Genomic DNA, 1,948 nt, shown 5'->3' on the forward strand with positions numbered 1-1,948 from the left:
GGATAATCGTGTCAAGATCGGAAAATTTTGTGACGAACCCTATTGTGTCTCTCGCGGCGGAGACGTCCGCAAAAAGGGTATGAGGGTCACCTTCACGTCCACGCTGGATGGAGTGAGGTACGTCACGATCAATCGATCTTTTAATCCCCTTTAGTATTTCAAGAACGGATGTGCCTTTGCCTGTTCCTAAGTTTAGTCTAAGATTGATATTTTTATCGACAATGCTTTTTAAAGCAGAGACGTGACCTATCGCTAGGTCCGAAACATGGATATAATCTCGAATGCAGGTTCCATCTGGAGTTGGATAATCATCTCCATATACATCAACACCAGGAATTTTCCCGGCCGCAGCCATAAGGCAGCGTGGGATCAAATGAGTTTCTGGATAATGCTCTTCTGCTAATTCTCCTGCCGGATCAGCCCCGCAGGCATTAAAATATCGCAAAGCTGCGTAGCGCAAACCGTAAGCATGAGCATAGTCTTGAAGAACTCGCTCTACCATCAATTTCGAAGCGCCATAGGGATTGATTGGATGTTGCGGTGTTGTTTCACAAATAGGCAATTTCTGAGGCATTCCATACGTAGCGCAAGTACTTGAAAATACGAATTTATTTATAGACGCTTTAGCCATTTCGGAAAGAATATTTAGTGTACCGGCAACATTATTGGTGTAATACTCAGCGGGGTGGGTCACAGACTCACCAACATAAGCAAGTGCAGCAAAATGTATTACCGCATCTGGTTTATAACGAGTAAATGTCTCTTCTAAACATTTACTGTCATTGATGTCGCCTATAACGAGAGGACCCCATTTGACATTGTGTTGATGTCCTGTCGATAAGTTATCATACACAATGCATTCAATACTATTCTCAGCAAGATGCTTGCATGTGTGGCTTCCAATATAGCCAGCCCCTCCTGTAACAAGAACACGTCGAACATCGGTCATCGCACAGCTCCCGAGCTCTTATCGGCGCTTAGGAAAGTTTCAAAATACGATATAGCTTTGCCTAGACCTTCTTCAAGTTGAATTTGTGGTGTCCAACCTAAGACGTTTTGCGCCATAGAAATATCTGGACGCCGCTGTCTTGGATCGTCTGGCGGCAGAGGGCGCGTGATGATTTTAGATTTAGAGCCGGTCAGACGAATGACTGTTTCCGCAAGTTTAATAATCGTAAACTCTTCCGGATTTCCTATGTTAACAGGGCCAGTCACATCTGGGCCAGTCTCCATTAAGCTGAGAAAGCCCCTTATTAGATCGTCAACATAGCAGAAGGCACGTGTCTGCAATCCTTCTCCATAGACAGTAATATCCTCATTTTTCAAAGCCTGGACTATGAAATTTGAGACAACGCGTCCGTCGTTAGGATGCATTCGAGGTCCGTATGTATTAAAGATACGCGCAACCTTGATTTCTAATTTGTGCTGTCGATGGTAGTCAAAAAATAGCGTTTCTGCACACCGCTTGCCCTCGTCGTAACAAGAGCGATAACCAACTGGATTAACTCGTCCCCAATATGATTCAGGTTGAGGATGTAATTCTGGGTCTCCATATACTTCACTAGTAGATGCCTGGAATATTTTTGCTTTGACCCGCTTAGCCAAACCAAGCATATTGATGGCGCCATTGACGCTTGTCTTAGTTGTTTGAACGGGATCAAACTGATAGTGAATGGGAGATGCGGGACAGGCGAGGTTGTAGATTTCGTCTGCTTCGACATACAGTGGATGCGTGATATCGTGCCTGAGTAATTCAAAGCGTGGGTTATCAAGGAGATGAGCTATGTTCCGTCGTGTTCCAGTAAAAAAATTGTCAACACACAAAACTTCGTGTCCTTGGGAGATTAACCGGTCACATAGGTGCGATCCTAAAAATCCGGCTCCGCCAGTTACTAAGACCTTCCTTGAACTTCCATAGCGCATCTTTGACCCAATCTTTATCCGTTGG

Annotated in this window: 2 protein-coding genes; both read right to left on the bottom strand. The window is 44.6% G+C overall.

Annotation, left to right across the window (positions count from 1 at the left end; genetic code table 11):
• On the bottom strand, positions 1–949 hold a 949-nt coding region (gene galE / locus FV234_RS25680), incomplete at its 3' end, for a UDP-glucose 4-epimerase GalE (RefSeq protein WP_147832425.1).
• Entirely contained in the window at positions 946–1,923 is a 978-nt protein-coding gene (locus tag FV234_RS25685; RefSeq protein WP_147832426.1) for a UDP-glucuronic acid decarboxylase family protein, read from the bottom strand. The genes FV234_RS25685 and galE, both read right to left, overlap by 4 nt.
• Positions 1,924–1,948: the final 25 nt, after the last annotated feature.

Source organism: Methylobacterium sp. WL8 (genome assembly GCF_008040045.1).
In the GTDB taxonomy this organism is placed as follows: domain Bacteria; phylum Pseudomonadota; class Alphaproteobacteria; order Rhizobiales; family Beijerinckiaceae; genus Methylobacterium; species Methylobacterium cerastii.

Excerpts from the sequence above, each read along its gene's own strand:
- FV234_RS25685 (WP_147832426.1), bottom strand. The coding sequence starts at position 1,923 with ATGCGCTATGGAAGTTCAAGGAAGGTCTTAGTAACTGGCGGAGCCGGA.